The sequence below is a fragment of the Streptomyces sp. NPDC047043 genome, assembly GCF_040644055.1.
GTDB lineage: Bacteria > Actinomycetota > Actinomycetes > Streptomycetales > Streptomycetaceae > Streptomyces.
Map to the genome: position 1 here is coordinate 65687 of NZ_JBEYVO010000005.1, position 21104 is coordinate 86790.

General features: G+C 71.1%; 18 protein-coding genes and 2 pseudogenes. 2 read left to right on the top strand and 18 right to left on the bottom strand.

Translation table 11 applies throughout. The features are described 5' to 3' along the window. Positions 1 to 82 precede the first annotated feature (82 nt). The 8 genes and pseudogenes from ABZ880_RS09310 to rpe form a co-directional block, all read right to left on the bottom strand. Positions 83 to 535, bottom strand: a complete 453-nt coding sequence (locus ABZ880_RS09310) for an Lrp/AsnC family transcriptional regulator (protein ID WP_361259409.1) — start codon at positions 533 to 535, stop codon at positions 83 to 85. Positions 536 to 591: 56 nt separating this feature from the next. Further along, positions 592 to 2070 carry an amino acid permease gene (locus ABZ880_RS09315; protein ID WP_361259411.1) on the bottom strand — a complete coding sequence of 493 codons (1479 nt, stop codon included), beginning with the start codon at positions 2068 to 2070 and terminating at the stop codon, positions 592 to 594. A gap of 239 nt (positions 2071 to 2309) precedes the next feature. Beyond that, positions 2310 to 2798, bottom strand: coding sequence for a GNAT family N-acetyltransferase (locus ABZ880_RS09320; protein WP_361259414.1), 489 nt, complete (start codon positions 2796 to 2798; stop codon positions 2310 to 2312). Positions 2799 to 2871: 73 nt separating this feature from the next. Continuing rightward, entirely contained in the window at positions 2872 to 4314 is a 1443-nt protein-coding gene (locus ABZ880_RS09325) for a GuaB1 family IMP dehydrogenase-related protein (protein WP_361259417.1), read from the bottom strand. A gap of 178 nt (positions 4315 to 4492) precedes the next feature. Beyond that, positions 4493 to 4909 carry a barstar family protein gene (locus ABZ880_RS09330; protein ID WP_361259420.1) on the bottom strand — a complete coding sequence of 139 codons (417 nt, stop codon included), beginning with the start codon at positions 4907 to 4909 and terminating at the stop codon, positions 4493 to 4495. Next, a pseudogene (locus ABZ880_RS09335) lies at positions 4906 to 5013 on the bottom strand (ribonuclease domain-containing protein); the annotation flags it as partial. The pseudogene ABZ880_RS09335 and the gene ABZ880_RS09330, both read right to left, overlap by 4 nt. Before the next feature lie 28 nt (positions 5014 to 5041). Then, a complete protein-coding gene (locus tag ABZ880_RS09340; protein WP_361259423.1) occupies positions 5042 to 6085 on the bottom strand; it encodes a sugar-binding domain-containing protein in 1044 nt (347 codons plus the stop codon). Positions 6086 to 6163: 78 nt separating this feature from the next. After that, positions 6164 to 6850 (bottom strand): ribulose-phosphate 3-epimerase, encoded by a 687-nt coding sequence (gene rpe / locus ABZ880_RS09345; protein ID WP_361259426.1) that lies wholly within the window; start codon positions 6848 to 6850, stop codon positions 6164 to 6166. A gap of 134 nt (positions 6851 to 6984) precedes the next feature. On the opposite strand from rpe, the pseudogene ABZ880_RS09350 reads away from it, so the two are divergent. Further along, positions 6985 to 9145 (top strand): annotated as a pseudogene (locus tag ABZ880_RS09350) (MMPL family transporter). On the opposite strand, the gene ABZ880_RS09355 reads toward ABZ880_RS09350, so the two are convergent. Further along, the gene (locus ABZ880_RS09355; protein WP_361259429.1) at positions 9126 to 10544 is read right to left on the bottom strand and encodes a transcription antitermination factor NusB; all 1419 of its coding nucleotides are present in this window, start codon (positions 10542 to 10544) and stop codon (positions 9126 to 9128) included. The pseudogene ABZ880_RS09350 and the gene ABZ880_RS09355 overlap by 20 nt on opposite strands. 89 nt (positions 10545 to 10633) lie before the next feature. Next, the gene (gene fmt / locus ABZ880_RS09360; protein WP_361259432.1) at positions 10634 to 11566 is read right to left on the bottom strand and encodes a methionyl-tRNA formyltransferase; all 933 of its coding nucleotides are present in this window, start codon (positions 11564 to 11566) and stop codon (positions 10634 to 10636) included. Between the two features lie 257 nt (positions 11567 to 11823). Here fmt and ABZ880_RS09365 point away from each other — a divergent pair, with 257 nt between their 5' ends. Next, complete coding sequence (locus ABZ880_RS09365) at positions 11824 to 12366, top strand: hypothetical protein (protein WP_361259436.1); 543 nt, start codon at positions 11824 to 11826, stop codon at positions 12364 to 12366. Between the two features lie 104 nt (positions 12367 to 12470). Here ABZ880_RS09365 and ABZ880_RS09370 read toward each other — a convergent pair whose 3' ends face one another. From ABZ880_RS09370 to ABZ880_RS09405, 8 genes are all read right to left on the bottom strand, one after another. Then, positions 12471 to 14624: a primosomal protein N' gene (locus ABZ880_RS09370; protein ID WP_361259439.1), complete on the bottom strand. Its 2154-nt coding sequence runs from the start codon at positions 14622 to 14624 to the stop codon at positions 12471 to 12473. A gap of 132 nt (positions 14625 to 14756) precedes the next feature. Next, the gene (metK, locus tag ABZ880_RS09375) at positions 14757 to 15965 is read right to left on the bottom strand and encodes a methionine adenosyltransferase (RefSeq protein WP_361259442.1); all 1209 of its coding nucleotides are present in this window, start codon (positions 15963 to 15965) and stop codon (positions 14757 to 14759) included. 240 nt (positions 15966 to 16205) lie between these two features. Further along, entirely contained in the window at positions 16206 to 17408 is a 1203-nt protein-coding gene (coaBC, locus tag ABZ880_RS09380) for a bifunctional phosphopantothenoylcysteine decarboxylase/phosphopantothenate--cysteine ligase CoaBC (protein ID WP_361259445.1), read from the bottom strand. A gap of 121 nt (positions 17409 to 17529) precedes the next feature. Next, on the bottom strand, positions 17530 to 17802 hold the full coding sequence (rpoZ, locus tag ABZ880_RS09385; RefSeq protein ID WP_003988945.1) for a DNA-directed RNA polymerase subunit omega: 273 nt from the start codon (positions 17800 to 17802) through the stop codon (positions 17530 to 17532). 50 nt (positions 17803 to 17852) lie between these two features. Beyond that, the gene (gene gmk, locus ABZ880_RS09390; RefSeq protein WP_361259447.1) at positions 17853 to 18410 is read right to left on the bottom strand and encodes a guanylate kinase; all 558 of its coding nucleotides are present in this window, start codon (positions 18408 to 18410) and stop codon (positions 17853 to 17855) included. Between the two features lie 58 nt (positions 18411 to 18468). Next, positions 18469 to 18792: an integration host factor gene (locus ABZ880_RS09395; protein ID WP_003977346.1), complete on the bottom strand. Its 324-nt coding sequence runs from the start codon at positions 18790 to 18792 to the stop codon at positions 18469 to 18471. A gap of 343 nt (positions 18793 to 19135) precedes the next feature. Further along, positions 19136 to 19981 carry an orotidine-5'-phosphate decarboxylase gene (pyrF, locus tag ABZ880_RS09400; RefSeq protein WP_361259450.1) on the bottom strand — a complete coding sequence of 282 codons (846 nt, stop codon included), beginning with the start codon at positions 19979 to 19981 and terminating at the stop codon, positions 19136 to 19138. Next, positions 19978 to 21084 (bottom strand): quinone-dependent dihydroorotate dehydrogenase, encoded by a 1107-nt coding sequence (locus ABZ880_RS09405; RefSeq protein WP_361259453.1) that lies wholly within the window; start codon positions 21082 to 21084, stop codon positions 19978 to 19980. The genes pyrF and ABZ880_RS09405 overlap by 4 nt, the downstream gene beginning before the upstream one ends. Positions 21085 to 21104 lie beyond the last annotated feature (20 nt).

Genomic DNA, 21104 nt, shown 5'->3' on the forward strand with positions numbered 1-21104 from the left:
AATGTCGCCAGGTCATGTCACCGATGGTAGACAGAACCGGCGCGTCAGTCAGCGGGATTACGACCGCCGACCGTCAGGAACGTTACGTCGGCGAACCCGACGAGAAGCGGCGCAGCAGCGGCGACAGCACCAGCACCGACTTGGTGCGCTCGACGAACGGCTCCCCGGCGATCCGCTCCAGGACCCGCTCGAAGTGGCGCATGTCGGAGGCGAAGACCTGGACGATCGCGTCCGCGTCGCCGGTGACGGTCGACGCGGCCACAACCTCCTGATAGCGCTCCAGGCCCCGCCGGATGACGTCCGGCGAGGTGTTGTGCCGGCAGTAGATCTCGACGAACCCCTCGGTCTCCCAGCCGAGGGCCGACGGGTCCACCCGCACGGTGAACCCGGTGATGGCACCGGTGGCGCGCAGCCGGTCCACGCGCCGCTTCACAGCGGGCGCGGACAGGCCGACGAGCTGCCCGATGTCCGCGTAGGAGCGGCGGGCGTCCTCGGCGAGGGCGTGCACGATGCGTTCGTCGAGATCGTTCAGCACTGGGGGTCGTTCACTTCACTTCTGGTGGTGCGGGCACTTCAGGTGTTTGCGGATACTCAGGAGTCTGCGGGCACTTCCGGTGCGGCGAGGCGGGAACGCCGATACCCGTACACGAAGTAGAACACGAGCCCGACGGCCATCCAGACACCGAAGACCACCCAGGTGACGGCGGACAGGCTGCCCATCATCCAGACGCAGAACGCGAAGCCCAGCGCGGGCAGGACCGGCGAGAGCGGGACGCGGAAGGTGCGGGTCATGGCCGGGCGGGTCCGGCGCAGCACCACCACGGCGATGTTGACCAGGGCGAAGGCGAACAGGGTGCCGATGCTGGTGGCGTCGGCGAGCTGCCCGAGCGGGATCGCGGCGGCGAGCACACCGCAGAACAGCGAGACGATCACGGTGTTGGCGCGGGGCGTGCCGGTCTTCGGGTGGACCCTGGCGAACACCTTGGGCACGAGGCCGTCGCGGGACATCGCGAAGAGGATGCGGGTCTGGCCGTAGAGCACGGTCAGCACGACGCTCGCGATGGCGATGACGGCGCAGGCGGCGAGCAGGGTGCCCCAGAAGGTCTGCCCGGTGACGTCCCGCATGATCTGGGCGAGCGCGGCCTCGGAGTCGTTGAACCGCCGCCAGGGCTTGGCACCGACGGCGACGGCCGCGACCAGCACGTACAGCGCGGTGACGATGACCAGCGACAGCATGATCGCGCGAGGCAGGTCGCGCTGTGCGTTCTTCGCCTCCTCGCCGGCGGTGGAGGCCGCGTCGAAGCCGATGTACGAGAAGAACAGAGTCGCCCCGGCGGCGCTCACACCCGCCATGCCCAGCGGCATGAAGTGCTCGTAGTTCCCGGACCTGAAGCCCTGGACGCCGATCGCGCAGAACAGCACCAGGGCGGCGATCTTCACGCACACCATGACGGTGTTGGCACGGGCGGATTCGCGGGCGCCACCGATCAGGAACGCCATGGCGAGGAGTACGACGATCAGCGCGGGCAGGTTGAAGATGCCGCCGTCGCCGGGCGGGGCCGACAGGGCGTCCGGGATGGTGACGCCGATGGTCCCGTCGAGCAACTCGTTGAGGTACTCGCCCCAGCCGACGGCCACGGCGGCCACGGAAACGCCGTACTCCAGGACCAGACACCAGCCGCAGATCCAGGCGATCAGCTCGCCCATCGTTGCGTATGCGTACGAGTACGAGGAGCCGGAGACCGGGATGGTGCCGGCCAGTTCGGCGTACGAGAGGGCGGAGAAGAGCGCCGTGAGACCGGCGATCACGAAGGAGAGGGTGACGGCGGGACCGGCCTTGGGGACGGCCTCGCCGAGGACCACGAAGATGCCGGTGCCCAGGGTGGCGCCGATGCTGATCATGGTGAGCTGCCACAGCCCGAGGGAGCGCCGCAGGCTGCCGCCCTCACCCTGGCCGCCCTCCGCGACCAGGCGTTCCACCGGTTTGCGCCGCATGAGGCGGCCGACGGCTCCCGGGGACGGTGGGGCTGTCGAGGTGCGGTCGGTCGGGGGTGCGCCTTGATCCAGCACGCGCTGACTCCTTCGTCGCTGCTGTCTGGGCGGCGGGGACCGGCGGCATGCCTGCGTGAGCAGAAACCCACCGAGCGGGGTCCCCGCCACGCCACGTACAGCGCATGACCCTATTTGCCACGCCTTCACGGGCGTAATGCAGCAACCTTGCGCATACCCGCAAGATCGTTGCGTTCATGGCAACCGGGCGTGGTTTCGTTGCGCGGCCGTGTGCGGCCGTTGCACGGCGGCCGGGGGCGTCAGACCAGCGGCTTCGTCAGGAACGTGCACGGGTCGACGACCTCGTGCTCCACGCCGTCCGCGCCGAGGTACGTGTAGCGGTCCAGGTAGTCGATCACCGGGCGGTACCCGAGCCGCTGGTACAGCGCGGCGGCGCGCGGATTGTCCCTGCCGACACCGATACCGACGACGGTCAGGCCGCGCTTGCGGGCCAACTCCTCGGCGGCGCGGATCAGTTGGCTGCCGATGCCGCGTGAGCGCAGTTCCTCCGGCCAGACGCCCAGCCCGCCGATCTCGGGGCAGTCCACGGTGACCTCGGGAGCGTCGCAGCCGACCCAGCGCATCTCCATGTGCCCGACGGACCGCCCGTCCAGCCAGGCGATGAGATACGTGCACTCCCCTGCCTCCTGACGCGCGAAGCGCCGCGCGTGAAAGGACGTGGCCGCGGTCGCACCCATGAACCGGTCGAGCGCCGCGACATCGGCGGCCCGGCAAACGGTGATCTCCATGCACCCGACGGTAGAGCCCGGGCAGCCGTACGGCCCCCGAATTTCAACGGGGGCCGTACGCAGGGGACTTGGCTCAGCTCCAGCTGGCGTGCAGCGGCTTGCCCTCCGCGTAGCCGGCGGCGCTCTGGATGCCGACGACGGCCTTCTCGGCGAACTCCTCGAGAGAGCCCGCGCCGGCGTAGGTGCAGGAGGAGCGGACGCCCGCGATGATCGAGTCGATCAGGTCCTCGACGCCCGGCCGGACCGGGTCGAGGAACATCCGGGAGGTCGAGATGCCCTCCTCGAACAGCGCCTTGCGGGCACGGTCGTACGCCGACTCGTCGGACGTCCGGTTGGCCACGGCCCGCGCCGACGCCATGCCGAACGACTCCTTGTAGAGGCGGCCGTTGGCGTCCTGCTGCAGGTCGCCCGGCGACTCGTACGTCCCCGCGAACCAGGACCCGACCATCACGTTGGACGCACCGGCCGCCAGCGCCATGGCCACGTCGCGCGGGTGCCGGACACCGCCGTCGGCCCACACGTGCTTGCCGTACTTCCTGGCCTCGGCCGCGCACTCCAGGACCGCCGAGAACTGCGGCCGGCCGACGCCGGTCATCATGCGGGTGGTGCACATGGCGCCGGGGCCCACGCCCACCTTGACGATGTCGGCGCCGGCCTCGATCAGATCCCGCACACCCTCCGCGGCGACGATGTTGCCGGCGACGATCGGCACCTGCGGGTCGAGCGCCCGCACCACCTTGATCGCGGCGATCATCGACTCCTGGTGGCCGTGCGCGGTGTCGATGACGAGCGCGTCCACGCCCGCGTCGAGCAGCTGCTTGGCCTTGCCCGCGACGTCACCGTTGATGCCGACGGCGGCGGCGATGCGCAGCTTGCCGTTCGCGTCCACGGCCGGGGTGTACAGCGTGGCGCGCAGGGCGCCCTTGCGGGTGAGGATGCCGGCGAGGCGGCCGTCCTTGTCGACGGCGGGCGCGTAGCGGCGGTTCGCGTGATCCAGGCGGTTGAAGGCCTCGCGCGGGTCGATGTCCGCGTCGAGCAGCAGCAGGTCCTTGGACATGACGACCTCGAGCTGCGTGAAGCGGTCGACGCCGGTCAGGTCCTGGTCGGTGACGACACCGACGGGCCGGCCGGCCTCGTCGACGACCACACCGGCGTTGTGCGCCCGCTTGGGCAGCAGGGCCAGTGCGTCGGCGACGGTCTGGTGCGGGGTCAGCACGATCGGGGTGTCGAGCACGTGGTGGCGGCTCTTCACCCAGGCGACGACGTCGGTGACGACCTCGATCGGGATGTCCTGCGGGATGACGACGAGCCCGCCGCGCCGGGCCATCGTCTCGGCCATGCGGCGCCCGGCGATGGCGGTCATGTTGGCGACGACCAGCGGGATCGTGGTGCCCGTGCCGTCCGGGGAGCTGAGGTCCACGCCCTGCCGCGAGCCGACCGCACTGCGGCTCGGGACCATGAAGACGTCGTCGTACGTCAGGTCGTACGCGGGCTGGATGTCATTGAGGAAACGCACGTGCTGCACATCCCAGTCGATCAGAGGTGGTCCCCGGACAGGTCAGCCAGGGGGAAGAGCACGTACTTCATTGTCCCATGTCGACGGGTATGCACTGCCTGGTCGGAACGTCCAGGCAGGCCGGCAGGGCGTTCGTGCAATCCTCCGACACCGCCCCGGCCCAGGGGCCCCGGGGTGCTCAGCCCAGCGTCATCACGACGGCCAGACCGGTGTCCGTGTCGCGCCAGTGAGCCGCCGCGTCGGCGAAGATCTCCTGCAGAACGCCCCACCCCTTGGGATCGGCCGCCGCATAGCCCTGCCAGTCCCGCACAAGGATCAGCCGTCCCCGCTCGGCCGGCCACCATTCCAGGTCGGTCAGGCAGTCGGCGAGGGCGTCCCAGTTGGCGCCGAACCAGTCGGGCAGCCGCAGCGCGACCGCGCTCGCCGCCATGAGCCCGGCCTTGTCGAGGACTCCGGACAGCTCCACAACGGCCGTCTCCCAGCCCGCGGCGCGGGCTTCGTCCAGGGCTCGATGCGCCGGCAGTTCGGCGGGCCAGGACAGCACGCCCGGTGGCGTGTGGCCCGACAGGACCTGCGTGAGCGGGTCGTGGGTCATCTCAGCACCGCCCTGAACGACGAGTAGTGATCACCGGTGTAGTAGATCTCGTCGCCCCGCCCGATGACAATCCGCCGGGCCCCGCGCCCGCGCGAGCCCGACGTGTTCGCCCCTCCGTCAGGGCCCTCTGGGTCAGGGCCCGTCCGGGTCCGCCCTGTTGAGCGCGGGCTTCGGTGTCTGACCCGCCGTCATCAGCACGTCCGCCGCCGACGTGTCCGTCACCAGGCTGGTGACGAGCCCCGAGCGCAGCACCGCGTCGATCGCGGACGCCTTGCGCGCCCCGCCCGCGATCGCGACGACCTCGGGGATACGGCGGAGCTGGTCCGCCTTGACGGTGATGCACCGCTCGCCGAGGTCCCGGCCGACCCGGCGCCCCTCGGAGTTGAAGAGGTGCGCGGACATCTCGGCGGCGACGCCGAGCGAGGCGTAGTGCGCGCGCTCCTCGTCACTGAGCATGTCGTGCACCGTGGAGATGCCGGGCTCCCAGGAACCGATGGAGACGCAGGCGACCGTGACCTTGTCGAAGTACTCGAAGGCCCGGGCGATCCCGGTCTGATTGCGCAGCGCCGCCGCGGTCGCCGCGTCCGGCAGCAGCATCGGCGCATAGATGGGGTGCGCGTCGCCGCCGGACACCTGCGCGGCCCGGCGCACGGCCTCGACGGAGCCGCGCTCGGCGGTCCCGGCGTCGTACACGCCCGTCAGCTGCACCACCGTGCACGGCGGCAGCCGGTCCAGGGCAGCGGCCATGTGGATGGTGGAGCGGCCCCAGGCGAGACCGAGCACGTCGCCCTCGTTGACGAGTTCGCCGAGCAGGTCGGCGGCCACCTCACCGAGGTTCTCGGGGTCGGGCGAGTCCTCGGCCTCGGCCGGGGACTCGACCACGACGGCGTGCCTGAGGCCGTAGCGGGCGCGCAGCGCGTCCGAGCGCTCGGCGTCCAGCTCGGCCGGGACGCGGATCTCGATGCGTACGAGATCCCGTTCGAGAGCCGTCTCCAGGACCCGGGCCACCTTGAAGCGGCTGACGCCGAACTCCTCCGCGATCTGGATCTTGGACTTGCCCTCGAGGTAGAAGCGGCGGGCCATGGCCGCCGCCTGCACCAGCTCAGCGGGTCCCATCCGCACTGCTGACCGGCCCGCCGACATACCCGACACGGCGATCTCCTCACTGCTGTTCACACTCTGGATTCGCCGTTCATCCTTGCAGATCCGGCGCAGTTGATCCGCCCCGATGGGCTCCGTTCACGTACCTGTGGCTCAGTGGTCGCATGCCCAGGACGCCTTCGCGGTCACCGCCTCCGCCTGGTTGCGCAGTGCACGTACCGCCTCGGCCGGGTCGCCGGCGTTGTACACCGCCGAACCCGCGACGAAGACGTCCGCGCCGGCCTCCGCGCAGCGCTCGATGGTGGAGGCGGAAACTCCGCCGTCGACCTGAAGCCACAGCTCGAGACCGTGCTTGCTGATCAACTCGCGGGTGCGGCGAATCTTCGGGAGCATGATGTCGAGGAACGCCTGCCCGCCGAAGCCCGGCTCGACCGTCATGATCAGCAGCATGTCGAGCTCGGGGAGCAGGTCCTCGTACGGCTCGATGGGCGTCGCGGGCCGAAGCGCCATGGAGGCGCGTGCACCCTTGGCCCGGATCTCCCGGGCGAGTCGCACCGGAGCGGTGGCCGCCTCGACGTGGAAGGTGACGGATCCGGCCCCCGCTTCGACGTACTGCGGGGCCCAGCGATCAGGGGCCTCGATCATCAGATGGCAGTCCAGCGGGGTGTCCGTCGCACGGGCCAGGGACTCTACGACCGGCACACCGAGCGTGAGGTTCGGGACGAAATGGTTGTCCATGACGTCTACGTGGAGCCAGTCGGCTCCTTCGACCGCCTTCGCCTCGTCCGCGAGGCGGGCGAAGTCGGCGGACAGGATGCTGGGGTTGATCTGCACGGCCATGACCCAAGCCTGCCATGTCCGGGCACGTTTGTTCGCGCCGGTCCAGACCTAAGCCGTTCATCGGATGTTGTCGGCGGACGACGCGTGCCATGCTGGGCCGCCGACCGGCACCACGTACGTCCACGGGGGTCGCCATGAGGCAACTCGACGTCTGGAAGCGGAACGCCATCCGGTTCGTGTGTGGACGGCGCTCGAAGTGGCTGATCGTGATCCTGTGGCTGGTGGTCCTGGTGATCGCGGCGCCGTTCGGGATGAAACTCAACGACGCCCAGGACAACGACGCCCAGTCCTGGCTGCCCGGCTCCGCGGAATCCACCCAAGTCCTCGATACTTCGGAGCACTTCAGGCCCGAGCAGATCCCGGCGGTCGTCGGCTACGCACGCGCGAGCGGGCTGACCGTCCAGGACCGGCTGCAGATCGCCGAGGACGCCCGCCAGATCAAGGCGCTGCACGACCACGGCATCCGCGGCGCGGAGACCCGAGGGCCCGTCTACGAGCGGCAGACGGCACCGCGGGCCGCCCAGATCTACGTGCCGATCACCATGGACGCGCAGGGCTGGCAGCGCATCGCGCCCGCGGTCGACTCGATCCACGACCAGACGGGCAAGGGCGGCGACGGACTCGCCGTGCACATCACCGGGCCGGGCGGCACGTCAGCCGACTTCTCCAAGGCCTTCGAGGGCATCGACTCGACGCTGCTGTTCTCCGCGATGGCCGTCGTGATCGTGATGCTGCTGCTCACGTTCCGCAGTCCGACCCTGCTGTTCGTGCCGCTGATCGGCGTGGTGGCGGCCCTGTTCACGGCGCAGGCGCTGATCTATCTGCTCGCGAAACACGCCGGTCTGACCGTCAACGGCCAGAGCGCGGGCATCCTGACGGTGCTCGTCTTCGGCGCGGGCACCGACTACGCGCTGCTGCTGGTGGCCCGCTACCGGGAGGAGCTGCGCCGCCACACGAGCCGGCACGAGGCGATGGAGCTGGCCATGAACCGGGCCGGGCCGGCGGTCATGGCATCCGGTGCGACGGTCGTCCTGAGCATGCTGGTCCTGCTGGTCGCCGAGATGAACTCGACCCGGGGCCTCGGCCCCGTGGCAGCCATCGGTGTCACGATCGCGCTGCTGGCCATGCTCACGCTCTTCCCGGCCCTGCTGCTGATCTTCGGCCGCTGGATCTTCTGGCCGGCGATCCCGCACCACGGCTCGCCCGATCCGACCGAGCGCGGCGTCTGGGCCCGCATGGGCCGCGCCATCGCCCACCGTCCACGCATGGTCTGGAGCATCACGGCGGCGGTGCTCATCGCACTGTCTCTCGGCCTGTTCCAGCTGCGCGCGGCGGGAATCGCCAACGCGGACGCCTTCACCAACACCCCGGACTCGATCACCGGCCAGAAGGTCTCCGCACGCTACTTCCCGGCGGGGCACCGGCGATCCGCTCGTCATCGTCTCCAACAAGACGCAGGCCGAGCAGGTGGGCCGGGCCGTCGCCGCGGACCGCGGGGTCGTCCCGCGGAGCATCGGCGTACCGCCCGGCACCGCGCCCGAGCACAACGGGCAGGTGCTGTTCGAGGCGACCATGCGCGCCCCGGCCGACAGCGACGCGGCCAAGGCGACCGTGGAGCGGGTCCGCGACGCGGTGCACGCCGTGCCCGGCGCCGACGCCCAGGTGGGCGGCGGCACGGCCGCCCTGCTGGACATGGAGAACGCCCAGACCCACGACAACTACCTGGTCATCCCCCTGGTGCTGGCCGTCGTCCTGCTGGTGCTCGGCATACTGCTGCGCGCCCTGGTGGCCCCGCTGCTGCTGATCGGGACGGTCATACTGTCGCTGGCCACGGCACTGGGCCTGAGCGCCCTGGCCTTCCGGTACGTCTTCGACTACGCGGGCGAGGACGTGGCCTTCCCGCTGTTCGTCTTCGTGTTCCTGGTCGCGCTGGGCATCGACTACAACATCTTCCTGACCACTCGTATCCATGAGGAGGCCAACCGTCAGGGCACCCGCCCCGGCGTGGTCACGGGCCTGGCCGCGACCGGCGCGGTGATCACCTCGGCCGGCCTGGTCCTCGCGGGGACGTTCGCCGCCCTGGGCACGCTGCCCATGGTGGGGTTCGCCGAGATCGGCTTCGCGGTCGCGCTCGGCGTCCTGCTGGACACCTTCGTCGTCCGCTCCGTGCTGGTCACCTCGCTCTTCCTCGACGTGGGGAAGAAGGTGTGGTGGCCGCACCGTCTGGCGCACGAGGACGGGGAGACCCGCACCCCCGAGGCGGTCGGCGCGAAGGTCAGCCAGTCCTCCGAATGAGGGCCAGGTACATGGCGTCGGTCCCGTGCAGATGCGGCCACAGCTGTACGTCGGGGCCGTCGCCGAGGTCCGGCACGCCCGGCAGGAGGGGACGCGCGTCGATCAGTTCGGCCTCGGGGTGCTGCTTGAGCAGGTCGTTGACGACGGCCCGGGTCTCGGCGAGATGCGGCGAGCAGGTCGCGTAGCCGACGACACCGCCGACCCGTACGGCCTCCAGGGCCGAGCGGAGCAGGTCGCGCTGGAGCGGCGCGAACCCCTCCAGGTCCTCGGGACGGCGCCGCCAGCGCGCCTCGGGCCGCCGCCGCAGGGCGCCGAGCCCGGTGCAGGGCACGTCCATCAGCACGCGGTCGAAGGAGCCGGGCCGCCACGGCGGCCGGGTCCCGTCGGCGGCGATGACCTGGTAGGGCCCGGGATTGCCGTGCAGCGCCTTGGCGACCAGCCCGGCCCGGTGCGGCTGCTTCTCGGAGGCGAGCAGTACGGCGCCCCGCTCGGCTGCCAGCGCGGCCAGCAGCGCGGCCTTGCCACCGGGCCCGGCACATCCGTCGAGCCACTTCGCGTCGGTCCCGTCGAGGGGCGCATTGGCCAGCGCAAGCGCCACGAGCTGACTGCCCTCGTCCTGTACGCCCGCACGCCCCTCCCGCACGGCCTGGATGGCACCGGGCTCCCCGCCCTCGGTCAGCCGCACGGCGTACGGCGACCAGCGCCCGGCCACCGCGGCCTCCTCGCCGAGCAGTTCCTCGGCGGTGGCCCGCCCGGGGCGCGCGACCAGGGTGACCTCGGGCCGCTCGTTGTCGGCCGCCAGCAGCTCCTCGATGCCGGCCCGGCCGCCGCCGAGCGAGTCCCACAGCGCGGAGACGACCCACCGCGGATGCGAGTGCACGACGGCGAGATGGTCCTCGGGATCCTCGTCGTACGGCGGCGCGACCCGCTCGATCCAGGTGTCGAGGCCGTCCTGCGCGACCTTCCGCAGCACGGCGTTGACGAACTTGGCCCGCCCGTCACCGAGCACGACCCGGGCGAGCTCGACGGAGGCCGACACCGCGGCATGCGTCGGAATCCGCGTGCCGAGCAGCTGATGCACCCCGAGGCTGAGCACGTCCAGCACCGGCGGATCGACTTCCCGCAACGGCCGGTCGACACAGGCGGCGATGACGGCGTCGTACGTCCCCTGCCGCCGCAGCGTCCCGTACACCAGCTCGGTCGCGAGCGCCGCGTCCCGCCCGTCGAAGTCGCCCCTCTCCCGCGCCTTGCGCAGCAGGGGCGGCAACACGAGATTGGCGTACGCGTCCCGCTCGTCCACGGCCCTCAGCGCCTCGAAGGCGAGGATGCGGACGGGGTCCTTCTTGGGCCGACGGTAGGGCTTGCCGGGCTTGCGGGGCCCACGGGAGGTGTCGCTCACGAAAAAGGTGCTCCGGATGTTTGTTTTGGATACGCCCCAAGGGTACGTCCCGCTCGTCCCCCCGCTACCCGCCGGGCAACTCCCTGTTGCTACCCGCCGAGCGTCTCGCCGTCCGCGATGCGCACACCGCGCGCCCAGTCCGCCGCCCGCATCGGCTTCTTGCCCTGGGCCTGCACCCACAGCAGCTCGACGGCGTACGAACCGGTCCCGACATGAACGCTGTTCTTGCCGACGGCGAGCTGCCCCGGCGTGAGGTCGGTCCGCTCCGGCACGGGCGCGACCTGGATCAGCTTGAGCCGCTCGCCGCGGAAAGTGGTCCAGGCACCGGGAGCAGGGGTGCAGCCGCGCACGACCCGGTCGACCCGCAGGGCCGGGGTGGACCACTCCACCTGGGCGTCCTCGACGGTGATCTTCGGAGCGAGCGTGATGCCTTCGCCCGGCTGCGGTACGGCCTTCAACGTGCCGTCCTCGATGCCGTCCATGGTCGCGGCGAGCAGCCCGGCGCCGGCGAAGGCGAGGCGGGTCAGCAGGTCGCCGCTGGTGTCGGTGGCCCGGATCTCCTCCGTGACCGTCCCGTACACGGGCCCGGAGTCGAGCCCTTCCTCGATGAGGAAGGTGGAGGCGCCCGTGATCTCGTCCCCGGCCATGATCGAGTGCTGCACGGGCGCGGCACCCCGCCAGGCGGGCAGCAGCGAGAAGTGCAGGTTGACCCAGCCGTGGGCGGGGACGTCGAGGGCGACGCGCGGCAGCAGCGCGCCGTAGGCGACGACGGGACAGCAGTCGGGCCCGATCTCCCGCAGCCGCTCCAGGAACTCCGAATCCCGCGGCCTGACCGGCTTCAGCACCTCGATCCCGGCCTCCTCCGCCCGCTGCGCCACGGGCGACGCGACCAGCCTGCGCCCCCGCCCGGCCGGCGCGTCGGGCCGCGTGACGACGGCGGCCACCTCGTGCCGCCCGGAGGCGATGAGAGCGTCCAGAGCGGGAACGGCGACCTCGGGGGTCCCGGCGAAGACGAGCTTCATGGGTGGGTACGGGCCTCTCGGGCAGGGGGTTGCGGGCGACACACAAGTCTATGACCAAGGCTGTGCGGCGAGTTCTCGCGACGAGGGGAAAGCCGCCGACGGCGCACACACCCCCTCCCGGGGGCGTACGCATATGCCCACACGCCCCCACTGCGTGACCCGCGGACGGCTCCCGCGTTGGTCAAGAAAGAGTTGACCACAACGGGCCGCAATCGCGCGGCCCTGTCCTTTTCAACGCCGGTTCGAGAGGCTTGTTCATGGCCGACCACGCAACCCACGACGCCCAGGCTCGGGCCAGCCTGCACTTGCTGGTGCGGGACATCGAGCGGGTCCGCCGGCAGGTGGACGCACTGCGCACGCTCACCGCCCAGTTGGGCAATGTCTACCGCCCGCGCCGCTCCGGCCCCTCCACGGGCTTCGTCGTCTACGGACGCGCTCCCGCGCCGACGGTCCGTCTCGCCCAGGAGTTGCGCGACAGCGTCGAGACCCTGGTCACGGCCGCGGTCGACTTCGACCGTTCCCTCGGCTTCTCGTGGGACGCGGTGGGTTCCGCGCTGGGGGTCACCAAGCAGGCGGTCCACCGCCGTTACGGCGCCCGCCGTGCCGCGGCACAGGCGGCGGCCGAGACCGAGCGGACCGCCGAGCCGACGGGACCCCGGACCGTCAGCGTGAACACCGGCATCCCCACGGTGCCGACGGTTCCCGCGGCCCGTTCGATGCCGACCCAGCCGACGGCGGGCAGCCCCGCCCTCCGCGACGAGGTCAGGCCAACGGCATTCCCCGGCCCCCGCAACGGCTGAGCCACCTTCCCCCCTCCTGCCCTCCCGGCACGCACCCGGGAGGGCAGACGCAGCTCGGGGCCTGCTTGCGGGTCGAGCCGCTCCTCACCTCGTGCCGGGCGACCTCAGCCGATGTCGGGCGGATCGATCCGCACCCGAACCACGGCCTCCCCGGCCCCCCGCGCCATCCTCGCCGCCTGCGCAGCCTTCAGCGCCGATGCCAGTGCGGCCCCGCTCCCCGGCGGCACCCGGACGAGCGCCCGCTCCCAGTGCTCCCCCGGCGGCGGCGCCCCCACCCGCCGCGGCCGCCCCGCCGCCGTGACCGGCAACGGCACCGGCCCCAACACCTGGGCCTCCCGCGGCATCTCGACCGTACGCAGGAACTCGGCGACCGCCTCCGCCGTACCGGACACGGCCGCCATCCGCGACACCGGCGGAAAGCCCAGCTCGGCCCGCTCGGCGAGCTCCCGCACCGCGTGTCCTACGGGATCCCAGCGCACCAGCGACTGCACGGGCCGCAACGTCGGCTCGGCCACGACGACCACCGTGCCCCCGGCTCCCTGCGGACGCACCAGCGCGGCGGCCGCGATCCACCGCCTGAGCGCGTCCTCGCCGGCACGCAGATCGGGCCGCCCGAGCATCGCCCAGCCGTCCAGCAGCAGCGCGGCCGCATACCCGCCCTCGGCCACCGGCTCGGCTCCCGGTGTGCTCACGACCAGCGCGGGCGCGCCGGGCACGGTGTCGAGCACGTGCTCGCGCCCGGACGTCCGCACCGGAACAGCGGGAAACGCCCGCCCCAACTCCTCGGCGGTGCGCCGCGCCCCCACCACCTGGGCCCGCAACCGGAACCCACCGCACTCCTGGCAGTGCCAGCCGGCCTCGTCCCGCCCGCACCACCCGCACCGCAGGGCCGTCTCCGACTCCTGCGCCTCCAGCGGCCCTGAGCAGTGCCGACACCGCGCGGGCGCCCGGCAGTTGGCGCATGCCATCCGCGGGACGTATCCCCGCCGGGGCACCTGCACGAGCACCGGCCCATGCCGCAGCCCCTCCCTGACGGCCTGCCAGGCGAGCGTGGGCAGCCGGGCGGCCCGCGCGGCCTCGTCGCGCGCAAGGTCCTGGTCCCCGACGGTCCGTACGAGCGGTGCGGCCCCCCGCACCTGCTCCCGCCCGGCGACGAGCGGCCTCGCCCAACCGCTCTCGACCAGCTGAGCCGCCTCCACCGTGCAGCTCCAACTGCCCAGCAGGAAGCCGCACTTGTCCTGGGCCGCCCGCAACAACAGCACCTCACGCGCATGCGGCTGCGGCGCGTGCTGCTCGCTGTGGCTGTCGTCCCCGTCGTCCCAGATGGCGAGCAGCCCGAGATCCTGGACGGGTGCGAACATGGCGGCCCGCGTCCCGACGACCGCCCGCACGGCCCCCCGCCGCACCGCGAGCCACTCGCGATACCGCTTCTCGGGCCCGGCGTCGGCGGTGAGCACGGCATGCCGCCCGTCCCCCAGCAACGCGGTCAGCGCGGCGTCGACCCGCGCGACCGCCCGCCCGTCGGGCAGGACGACCAGTGCGCCACGTCCGGAGGCCAGCGTCGCCACGACGGCCCGCGCGAGCTCCTCGCTCCACTCGGGCCCGGGCAGCGCGTTCCACACGGCACGCGGCGCACCTCCCGACGCCAGCGACTCCAGAAACGCGCCCCCGCGCTCGTACCGCACCCAGGACCCCATTTCCGGCGCCCCGGGCGCCGGGAGCGGCTCGGGCGAGGGCCGCTGCTCGGCCCGTGCACTGCGCGGCGGCACGGCAAGCTGCAGCACATCGGCCAGACTGCCCGCATACCGATCGGCCACGGCCCGGGCCAGCCCCAGCAACTCCTCGCTCAGCACCGGCTCGGGCGAGACGACCTGAGCCAGCGCGGCCAACGGCCCGGAGTAGTCGGACTCCGCAAGCCGCTCGACGAGAAACCCGTCGATCAGCCCGCCGCCCTCACGCCGCCCCTCCCGCACCCGATGCCGCCCGGCCCCGAACCGCACCCGCACCCGCACCCCGGGCTGGGCATCGGCATCCATCTCTTCCGGCACCGCATAGTCGAAGTACCGGTCAAGATGCAGCACGCCCTTGTCGACCAGCACCCGCGCCACAGGCAACTCCTTGGCCAGCGCGGCCCCCCGCCAGGTCCGCGGCTTGGCCCGCGGCACCTCGGCCTTGCGCACACTCTCCCGGATCAGCGCAAGCTGCTCGGGCGGCGCCCCCTCGGCCCCGCCACCCGACTGCCCGTTCTCGCTGCTCACGCTTGCATTCTTACCAAACGCCACTGACAACCGACGCCCGCCAGTAACCGGCCCCCAACACCAAGACCGGGTTCCTCAACGCCGAGGCCCGGCCCCCCGAAGGGAACCGGGCCTCGCAGGGCAACGCGCGACTTACAGCCCCACAGCCTTCCGCAGTGCGTCCACGCGGTCCGTCTTCTCCCAGGTGAACTCCGGCAGCTCGCGGCCGAAGTGGCCGTACGCCGCGGTCTGGGCATAGATCGGGCGGAGCAGGTCGAGGTCGCGGATGATCGCGGCCGGGCGGAGGTCGAAGACCTCGTCGATGGCCTTCTCGATCTTCTCGGTGTCGACCTTGGCGGTACCGAAGGTCTCGACGAAGAGACCCACGGGCTCGGCCTTGCCGATCGCGTACGCGACCTGGACCTCGCAGCGGGAGGCCAGACCGGCGGCGACGACGTTCTTGGCGACCCAGCGCATCGCGTACGCCGCCGAACGGTCCACCTTGGAGGGGTCCTTGCCGGAGAAGGCGCCGCCGCCGTGGCGGGCCATGCCGCCGTACGTGTCGATGATGATCTTGCGGCCGGTGAGGCCGGCGTCGCCCATCGGGCCGCCGATCTCGAAGCGGCCGGTCGGGTTGACCAGGAGACGGTAGTTCTCCGTGTCGATCTTGATGCCCTCGTCCAGGAGCGCCTTCAGCTCCGGCTCGACGACGAACTCGCGGATGTCGGGGGCGAGCAGCGAGTCCAGGTCGATGTCGCTCGCGTGCTGCGAGGAGACGACCACGGTGTCGAGGCGGACGGCCTTGTCGCCGTCGTACTCGATGGTGACCTGCGTCTTGCCGTCCGGGCGCAGGTAGGGGATGGTGCCGTTCTTGCGGACCTCCGAGAGGCGCTTCGACAGGCGGTGCGCCAGGAAGATCGGCAGCGGCATGAGGGTGGGCGTCTCGTCGGTCGCGTAACCGAACATCAGGCCCTGGTCGCCCGCGCCCTGGCGGTCCAGCTCGTCCTCGTCGCCCTCGACCCGCGACTCGTACGCCGTGTCGACGCCCTGCGCGATGTCCGGGGACTGCGCGCCGATGGACACCGAGACGCCGCAGGAGGCGCCGTCGAAGCCCTTCTTCGAGGAGTCGTAGCCGATCTCGAGGATCTTGTTGCGGACGAGCGTCGCGATGTCCGCGTAGGTCTTGGTGGTGACCTCTCCGGCCACGTGCACCAGGCCGGTGGTGATCAGGGTCTCGACCGCGACCCTGGAGGTCGGGTCCTCGCGCAGAAGCGCGTCGAGAATGGTGTCGCTGATCTGGTCAGCGATCTTGTCGGGGTGACCCTCGGTCACGGACTCCGAGGTGAACAGGCGACGGGACACAACGCTCCCTGGGGTTGCAGCGGCTGCTGGCTGATCATTGGCGGACGGGCTCGGGGGCTGCGCCCGGCGTCGTCCGAGAACAGTTTATCGGTCGCACTCTGCCACCGGCCCCCCTGTCTCGCCTCTCGGGAGCGCTGTGACCTGCGGCACGGGCATTCTGCCCAATCCCCGGCGGCCTTGACCAGGGCCGCCACACCTCTGTGGCAGAGGTTTGAGGGGACTGAGAAGCGAATGAAACATTCAGGTGAGGCGCTCCGCCACCAGGTCCCAGACGGTTTCGGCCAAATGCTCCTTCGGGCCTCGGTGGATGGGCGTCTCGCTGCCGTCGGCGCCCAGCACCACCGCCTCGTTCTCCTCGGAGCCGAAGGTCTTGCGCTCCCCCACCTCGTTCACCACGAGCAGGTCGCAGCCCTTGCGCTCCAGCTTGGTGCGGCCGTTGGCCAGGACGTCGTCGGTCTCGGCGGCGAAGCCGACGATCACCTGCCCGGGGCGGGCGCGCTCTGCCGAGATCTCCGCGAGGATGTCCGGATTCCGCACCAGCACGATGGGGTCCGGGTCCTGCCCGTCCTTCTTCTTGATCTTTCCGGCGGCGTACGTCTCGGGGCGGAAGTCCGCGACGGCGGCCGCCATGACGACGGCGTCGGCGTCCGGGGCCGCCTTGAGGACCGCCTCGCGCAGCTGCACGGCAGTGCCGACCTGGACGACGTCCACGCCCGCCGGGTCGGGCAGGCCGGTGTTCGCGGCGATGAGCGTGACGCGGGCCCCGCGGGCGGCCGCGGTGCGAGCGAGGGCGTAACCCTGCTTGCCGGAGGAGCGGTTGCCGAGGAAGCGGACCGGGTCGAGCGGCTCGCGGGTGCCGCCGGCGCTGACGACGACGTGCCGGCCCGCGAGGTCGGGCTCGGTGACGCCCCGGGACAGCACACGGCGGCAGATGCCGTAGATCTCCGTCGGGTCGGGCAGACGGCCCTTGCCGGTGTCGACGCCGGTGAGACGGCCGACGGCGGGCTCGATGACGACGGCACCCCGGCTCCGTAGCGTCGCCACGTTCTCCTGGGTGGCCGGGTGCTCCCACATCTCGGTGTGCATGGCGGGCGCGAAGACGACCGGACAGCGGGCGGTGAGGAGGGTGTTGGTCAGGAGGTCGTCCGCCAGTCCGTGGGCGGCCTTCGCCAGGATGTCCGCGGTGGCCGGCGCTACGACCACCAGGTCGGCGTGCTGCCCGATGCGGACGTGCGGGACCTCCTGGACGTCGTCCCAGACCTCCGTGGAGACCGGGTTGCCGGAGAGGGCGGACCAGGTTGCGGCTCCGACGAAATGCAGCGCGGAGGCCGTCGGGACCACGCGGACGTCATGCCCCGACTCGGTCAGTCTGCGCAGCAGCTCACAGGCCTTGTACGCGGCGATGCCACCGCTGACCCCCAGCACGACCTTCGGCTTGTCCACCGGGCCTCCCCGCACTCGACACCCGTACGCCGCGGCTCTCGGCGCACGCATCCATCACACACCACAGGCCCGACAGTCGCGCTGCCGGGCCTGTGGAAAAGCCAACTGCAAACTGAAAATACTACTGCGCGGGGCCCTCAACGGCCTCGGACGTCAGCAGACCCGCGTTGATCTCGCGGAGGGCGATCGAGAGCGGCTTCTCGTGGACGTGGGTGTCGACGAGCGGACCGACGTACTCGAGGAGGCCCTCGCCGAGCTGCGAGTAGTACGCGTTGATCTGACGGGCACGCTTGGCCGCGTAGATCACGAGGCTGTACTTCGAGTCGGTGGCCTCGAGGAGCTCGTCGATCGGCGGGTTGATGATGCCCTCGGGCGCGGAGATGGAAGAGGACACGCTCTACCTTCCGATGGATGGGAAAAGATCGTCATGATCACAGATCGTGATCACACTACGTCCATCAAGGCTAGCAGCTCGCGCGCCACGTCCTCGACGGAGGTGTTGACCAAGGTCACGTCGAACTCCGGCTCTGCCGCCAGCTCGATCTTCGCCGCTTCGAGGCGGCGCTCGATCACCTCGGGCGGCTCGGTGCCCCGCCCGGTGAGCCTGCGCACGAGCTCCTCCCAGGAGGGAGGAGCCAGGAACACCAGCTGGGCCTCCGCCATGGACTCGCGGACCTGCCGCGCCCCCTGGAGGTCGATCTCCAGCAGGACGGGTTCACCCGCCTCCAGGCGCTCCAGCACGGCCGCACGCGGTGTGCCGTAGCGGTTGCCGGCGAACTCGGCCCACTCCAGCAGCTCGCCGTTGGCGATCAGCTTGTCCATCTCCTCGTCGGTGACGAAGAAGTAGTGGACTCCATGCTTCTCGCCGGGGCGGGGCTTGCGGGTCGTCGCCGACACCGAGAGCCAGACCTCGGGGTGTTCCTTGCGCATATGGGCGACGACCGTGCTCTTGCCGACCCCGGAGGGGCCGGAGAGCACGGTCAGCCGCGGACGTTCACTCATGCAGCGATTATTCCAGCAATCCCGGAGTGCCCGGGACTCCCGGTCCGGACTGCCCGGATCAGGAGCCGGTGCTGCCGAACTCACGCTCCAGGGAAGCGATCTGGTTGGAACCGAGGCCGCGCACACGACGGCTCTCGGAGATGCCGAGTCGCTCCATGATCTGCTTGGCGCGGACCTTGCCCACGCCCGGCAGGGACTCGAGCAGGGCGGAGACCTTCATCTTGCCGATGACGTCGTTCTCCTGGCCCTGCTTGATGACCTCGTGCAGGGAGGCGCCGGAGTGCTTGAGTCGATTCTTGACCTCGGCCCGCTCCCGGCGAGCCGCGGCGGCCTTTTCGAGCGCGGCTGCGCGCTGTTCAGGGGTAAGGGGCGGAAGAGCCACGCCTACGTCACCTCGGATGTCGAACTGTCGGATACGGACCGGTGAGGAACCTAGTCGCCCCACACCTGGGGAGCCACGAGCAACACGCTTGCCCGTTGACTCTCGTCGGAGACTAGCGGCCAAGTCCGCCAGAGTCAGCGAGAACAGCGGAAAAGTCCTGGTCAGCCTCCGTCAGGTCGGACATTTAGGACATAATGCCCTGGATTTGAGGATGTATTCAGCCTCAAGCGGGCCTCGGACCACTCATCGGAGGTCTCGTGCGAGCTGCTCGAACGCCCGCGATGACCGTCGCGAAAGCCGCATACGGTCGTCGCGGAAGTCTTCTACGGTCGTCACAGAAGCGTCATACGGCCGCCAGCGCGGTCCGGATCTCCTCGGCGAAACGGTCCGCGGAGGCTCGCAGCGCACCGACGTCGGGCCCCTGCCGCAGCACACCCCGGCTGACGTTCGGGACGACGTTGCGCACCGCGGCCCCGAAGACCCCGGGAAGGTCCGCCGGGGTCGCCCCCTGGGCGCCGACGCCCGGGGCCAGGAGCGGGCCGTTGATGTCGAGGTCGTACGAGGACAGGTCGCCGAGGGTGGCGCCGACGACGGCTCCGAAGGAGCCCAGGGGCTCCTCCCCCTCGTTCTCCACGGCGAGGTGGGCCAGCATCGTCTCTCCGACGTTCCTGCCGTCCGCACGGACGGCGTGCTGGACCTCGCCGCCCTCCGGGTTGGAGGTCAGCGCGAGCACGAACAGGCCCGTGCCGTTCTCCCGGGCCAGCGCGATCGCCGGCGAGAGCGACCCGTAGCCGAGATACGGTGAGACGGTCAGGGCGTCCGAGAACAGCGGGGAGTCCTTGCGCAGGAAGGCCTCGGCGTATCCGGCCATGGTCGAGCCGATGTCGCCGCGCTTGGCGTCCATCACGACCAGCGCACCGGCCGCCCGCGCCTCCTCGACCGACTTCTCCAGGACGGCGACGCCGCGCGACCCGAACCGCTCGAAGAACGCGCTCTGCGGCTTCAGGACGGCGACCCGGTCGGCCATCGCCTCGACGACCGTGCGGCTGAACCGCTCCAGTCCTGCCACGTCGTCGTTCAGGCCCCACTCGGTCAGCAGCGACGCGTGCGGGTCGATGCCGACGCACAGCGGGCCGCGCTCGTCCATGGCCCGTCGGAGGCGTGCACCGAAGGGTTCGAGGACAGTCATCCGTTCTTCCTCACGTCGGCGCCGACCGCGTCGGCGAGGGTGGCGTACGGGCTCGTACGCAGGCGGGCGGCGAGCCCCTTGTGGATGGCGCGGCCCCAGAAGGGCCCCTCGTAGATGAACGCGCTGTAGCCCTGTACGAGCGTGGCGCCGGCGAGGATGCGCTGCCAGGCGTCCTCGGCGTTCTCGATGCCGCCGACGCCCACCAGGGTGATGCGGTCGCCCACGCGCGCGTAGAGGCGACGCAGCACCTCCAGGGAGCGGGACTTGAGGGGTGCGCCGGACAGGCCGCCGGTCTCCTTGACGAGGGAGGGTTCGGATTTCAAACCGAGTCCCTCGCGCGCGATGGTGGTGTTGGTGGCGATGATCCCGTCCAGGCCCAGCTCGACGGCCAGGTCGGCGACGGCGTCGACGTCCTCGTCGGCGAGGTCCGGCGCGATCTTGACCAGGAGCGGGACGTGACGGTTGGCGACGATGCGGTCGGCGGCCTCGCGGACCGCGCTCAGCAGCGGGCGCAGCGCCTCCGTGGCCTGGAGGTTGCGCAGGCCGGGCGTGTTCGGGGACGAGACGTTCACGACCAGGTAGTCGGCGTACGGCGCCAGCCGCTCGGCCGACTTCACGTAGTCCGCGGCGGCCTCGTCCTCGGGGACGACCTTGGTCTTGCCGATGTTGACGCCCACAACGGTCCTGAAGACCGGCTCACGGGACGCCAGGCGGGCCGCCACGGCCAGCGAGCCCTCGTTGTTGAAGCCCATGCGGTTGATGAGCGCTCGGTCCTTCACGAGGCGGAACAGCCGCTTCTTGGGGTTGCCGGGCTGTGCCTCCCCGGTCACCGTGCCGATCTCGACGTGGTCGAAGCCGAGCATCGACATCCCGTCGATCGCGACCGCGTTCTTGTCGAAGCCGGCGGCGAGCCCGAAGGGGCCGTGCATGCGCAGCCCGAAGGCCTCGGTGCGCAGTTCCTCGTAGCGGGGCGCGAGCGCGGCGGCGACGAAGGTGCGCAGCACGGGGGTGCGGACGGCGAGGCGGATCCAGCGGAAGGCGAGGTAGTGCGCCTGCTCCGGGTCCATCCGTTTGAAGACCAGCTTGAAAAAGATCTTGTACATCGAGTGTCCTCTTGAAGTCT